This is a genomic window from Vibrio sp. V10_P2A27P122, from assembly GCF_963874335.1.
Lineage (GTDB): Bacteria > Pseudomonadota > Gammaproteobacteria > Enterobacterales > Vibrionaceae > Vibrio > Vibrio anguillarum.
In genome coordinates this window covers 1-4,184 of sequence record NZ_CAWNHY010000137.1, presented here as the reverse complement: position 1 = coordinate 4,184, position 4,184 = coordinate 1, and the positions used below count along the sequence as shown (strand labels likewise).

The following is a 4,184-nucleotide window of genomic DNA, read 5'->3' as shown; positions in this document are numbered from 1 at the left end:
CGTTTTTGATCCAATTTTTTTACTTTATTTGAATAAAAACAGAAAAAAAATTTCATTATTACTTTCTTTTGAATAAGATTGTCTAAAAGAGAAGATTGGAGTGTTGGGATGTTATCAGCAACAACCTTAAGTGAACTAGAAGATCAAATCCGTACTCGTTATGGTGAACTTAGCAAAAGATTGCAACAAGTGGCTGCTTATGTCTTAGATAATAAAAATAGTATCGCTTTTGAAACGGTTTCCGCTATTGCTGATCAAGCGAATGTTCCACCGTCAACCTTGATCCGCTTTGCCAATGCTTTTGGTTACAGTGGCTTCAATGAAATGAAACAACTATTTCGCAGTAATTTATTAGAAGAGACGTCCAGCTATACGGATCGTGTTCGGTTATTGAAAGAAATGAAAGGGGATACCACGCCACCAGAACGCCCGATGGATATTCTACGAGAGTTTGCACGAGCAAATAGCAATGCTATGCATCAGTTAGCGGCGCAAACCCCGGTTGAATATTTGGATAGCGCGGTTGAGATTCTCGCTCAGGCAAAGAATATCTATGTGGTGGGTTTAGGTCGTTCATTTTCTGTTTCATCGTATCTTGTTTATGCATTGCGTCACTTAAACAAGCGTGCTTTCCTAATTGATGGATTGGGGGGCATGTTTAAAGAGCAGATGAGTACCATTGAAGGGAGTGATGTATTGATTGTGATCAGCTTCTCACCTTATGCAAAAGAAACGACCACAATCAGTGAATCATTAGTTGGTTCTGCGATTCAGCAAATTATCATTACCGATAGTCAAATTAGCCCATTAGCCTCATCGAGTGATGTCTGCTTTGTGGTGAAAGAAGCAAAGGTGGATGCATTTCGCTCTCAAGCAGCTTCCTTATGTTTAGCTCAAACTCTTGCTGTATCGCTCGCTTTTCATGATTCTGCAAACAAAGAGTAAGTAGCGGATTTATCCTTAGCATAAAAAACGTCAGCAATCAGTGCTGACGTTTTTATATCAATCAAAATACCCAACTAAGCATGTTTGGCCCTATAAACTGGACCATTGACCCATTCATGGCCTGGCTCCCAAGTGAAGCACCATTTTCTTGAAGGGCCAGCCATGACATTTAAGTAATAGTTGTCGTAACCGGCAATGGTCGCTACAGGGTGATAACCTTTTGGGGCTTTGACCACATCTTTATCATAAACCGCCATCGATTCATCTAAAGATCGATCATCGGTATAAACACGCTGTAAGCAAAAACCTTGGCTGGGGTTAAGGCGATGGTAGTAAGTTTCTTCTAAATACGTTTCATGAGGTTCGTTAGATTGATCGTGCTTATGGCTTGGATAGGAACTAGTGCAACCTTCATCAGTAAACACTTCCACGACCAATAAGCTATCTGCGGGTACATCATCAGGTAATATGTTATGTACATAGCGTCGGTTATTACCTTGGCCTCGTGCTTCGGCTTGGATATCTTTTGGTGTAATTAACCGAGTGGCATAGGTTCCTTTACCCGGTGCTTTACAGACGGCCAATTCTAGTGGCGTTAATGCTTCAACCTCACAACCTTCCTGAGCGGAAACATAAACAGCGTATGGTTTTTTTCGTTCAAAAGGGTTCATCCGTTCACCGACGTTTTCAAAACTCGCTGTTTCTGCTCTTATGCTTGCTTTGCCCGCGACCAGAACTAAGCAGAGTTCATTACTTGATGCAGGTAGAACTAGTTTTTGCCCTGTTTTCAATTCATAAACTTCAAATCCAACATATTCCCAGCCCGCATTCTCAGGGGTTATTTTTTGCGTACACCCCATTTTATCTGGCGCTTTATACTTTGATAACAGTGTAGACATGCTATGTTCCTCAGTTGTTAGCAAGCCCATTTCCCCGGTGTATTCTCGTCATCTAAGTGTGGTTTGTTCTTCATGACTTGCTTCTGGTTGAAATGAGTTTAAGTTTTCAATTATTAATTTTATGAAATAAATGTTTCATTTTCAAGGTGAGTTCATGAGAAAAACTAGCAACATTAAGAAATCCACGTTTAATTTTGACAATTGTACTCCGATCACAAAAGTTAAATTTATTCTAAATATAAATTGAAGTGAAATTTATATTTCATATAGTAATTTCAAGAAATAACAGGATTGCGGTAAGTAACGAGAGCAGTGATGGAACACTCTTAGCGAATTTTGGAGATGATCGGGTGATGAAGACAATAAGAATGACAACAGCGCAGGCGCTGGTCAAATTTATGAACCAACAATACGTTGAGTTTGATGGCCAGCAACACAAATTTATTCATGGTGTGTTGACGATTTTTGGTCATGGCAATGTGGTCGGACTTGGGCAAGCATTGGAACAAGATTCAGGAGATTTGATTGTTCACCAAGGGTGTAATGAACAAGGGATGGCACATATTGCAATGGGGTTTGCTAAACAGCATAAACGCAAGAAAATTTATGCGGTGACTTCATCTGTTGGCCCCGGTGCTGCCAATATGATCACGGCAGCAGCAACGGCAACCGCAAACCGAATTCCTGTACTCTTCTTACCGGGTGACATTTTTGCTTGTCGGCAACCAGATCCGGTGCTTCAACAAGTTGAGCAATACTATGATGCTTCAATCAGCACCAATGATTGCTTTAAACCCGTTTCTCGTTATTGGGATCGTATCAATCGCCCTGAGCAATTGATGTCTGCGATGATACATGCCATGCGCGTTTTGACCGACCCTGCCGATACTGGTGCGGTCACCATCTGTTTACCCCAAGATGTACAAGGGGAAGCATATGATTTTCCAGAATATTTCTTTAAAAAAAGAGTGCATCGTATTGATCGCCGACCTGCGACTGACGCAATGATTGATGAGGCGGTTCGCTTAATCATGATGAAGAAAAAACCACTACTTATCTGTGGCGGTGGGGTTCGATATTCAGAAGCTCACGAAGCATTTCGTCAATTTGCCGAAACCTTTCATATTCCTTTTGGTGAAACTCAGGCAGGGAAAAGCGCCATTGTGTATGATCATGCCCTTAATTTAGGTGGCATTGGTACAACGGGCGGTTTGGCTGCTAACCTCATTGCGAAAGAAGCCGACTTGGTGATTGGTGTAGGCACCCGATTTACCGATTTTACGACGGCTTCTAAATCATTATTTCAACATCCAGACGTCGATTTTTTAACCATCAATGTGTCGGAATTTGATGCCAGTAAACTTGATGCCACTGCGGTGGTAGCGGATGCAAAATCAGCCCTTGGAGTGATAGCAAGCCACTTAATTCAGGCTGGCTACACCAGTGGTTACCACAATGAGATCAAACAAGCGAAAACACTGTGGCGAGAAGAAGTAGCGCGTTTGTTTACGACCCAAGTTGGGCAAGAATACCAACCTGAGGTGGAAGGGCATTTTGATGATGAATTGTGTGAGTATCGAGAAGATCTCAATACTGAGTTAACGCAAACCCGTGTTTTAGGTTTGTTGGATCAACACTTAGAAGATGATGCGATTGTGGTCGGGGCTGCAGGTTCGTTACCGGGTGATTTACAACGGCTATGGCAACCGAAGGTACCTGACACTTACCATATGGAGTATGGGTTCTCCTGTATGGGATATGAAATTGGGGCTGCCGTGGGGGCGAAGATCGCTTGTCCTGATCAACCCGTTTATACCTTATTAGGCGATGGCTCTTACATGATGCTGCATTCTGAATTACAAACATCTATTCAAGAAGGGGTGAAGATCAACGTAATTTTGTTTGATAATGCCGCTTTTGGGTGTATCAATAACTTACAAATGAGCCAAGGGATGGGCAGTTTTGGAACGGAAAACCGCTTTCGAGATCCGAAAACAAACACTTTGACCGGGCCATTAGTTCCGGTGGATTTTGCTATGAACGCCGAAAGTTATGGATGTCGAGCCTATCGAGTTAACAACGAAGAGCAACTGATCAGCGCGCTTGAAGAGGCAAAAAAACAGACGGTATCGACCCTGATTGATATCAAAGTGTTACCCAAAACCATGACCCATGGTTATGAAGCCTGGTGGCGCTGTGGTACTGCTCAAGTGGCAGATAAACCAGAGATTGAGCAAGCCGCGAATGACATTAAGCAAGTATTAACGACAGCCCGTCAGTATTAAACGGATAACACGAAACCACCCCCCGATTTCCCACCACGAAATGTGGTGAGCTTTT

The 4,184-nt window shown here is 42.5% G+C and carries 3 protein-coding genes; 2 read left to right on the top strand and 1 reads right to left on the bottom strand.

Annotated features, from left to right (window positions below):
* The first annotated feature begins 108 nt into the window (after window positions 1-108).
* Entirely contained in the window at window positions 109-945 is an 837-nt protein-coding gene (locus tag AACQ17_RS06955) for a MurR/RpiR family transcriptional regulator (RefSeq protein ID WP_094167678.1), read from the top strand.
* Between the two features lie 74 nt (window positions 946-1,019).
* Here the strand turns inward: AACQ17_RS06955 and iolB are convergent, their stop codons facing one another.
* Entirely contained in the window at window positions 1,020-1,844 is an 825-nt protein-coding gene (gene iolB, locus AACQ17_RS06950) for a 5-deoxy-glucuronate isomerase (RefSeq protein WP_170935156.1), read from the bottom strand.
* A gap of 248 nt (window positions 1,845-2,092) precedes the next feature.
* Here iolB and iolD point away from each other — a divergent pair, with 248 nt between their 5' ends.
* On the top strand, window positions 2,093-4,129 hold the full coding sequence (gene iolD / locus AACQ17_RS06945; protein WP_094167676.1) for a 3D-(3,5/4)-trihydroxycyclohexane-1,2-dione acylhydrolase (decyclizing): 2,037 nt from the start codon (window positions 2,093-2,095) through the stop codon (window positions 4,127-4,129).
* Window positions 4,130-4,184 lie beyond the last annotated feature (55 nt).

Bases quoted from the DNA above. Each gene is read 5' to 3' on its own strand.
- AACQ17_RS06955 (WP_094167678.1), top strand. From the start codon at position 109: ATGTTATCAGCAACAACCTTAAGTGAACTAGAAGATCAAATCCGTACT.
- iolB (WP_170935156.1), bottom strand. From the start codon at position 1,844: ATGTCTACACTGTTATCAAAGTATAAAGCGCCAGATAAAATGGGGTGT.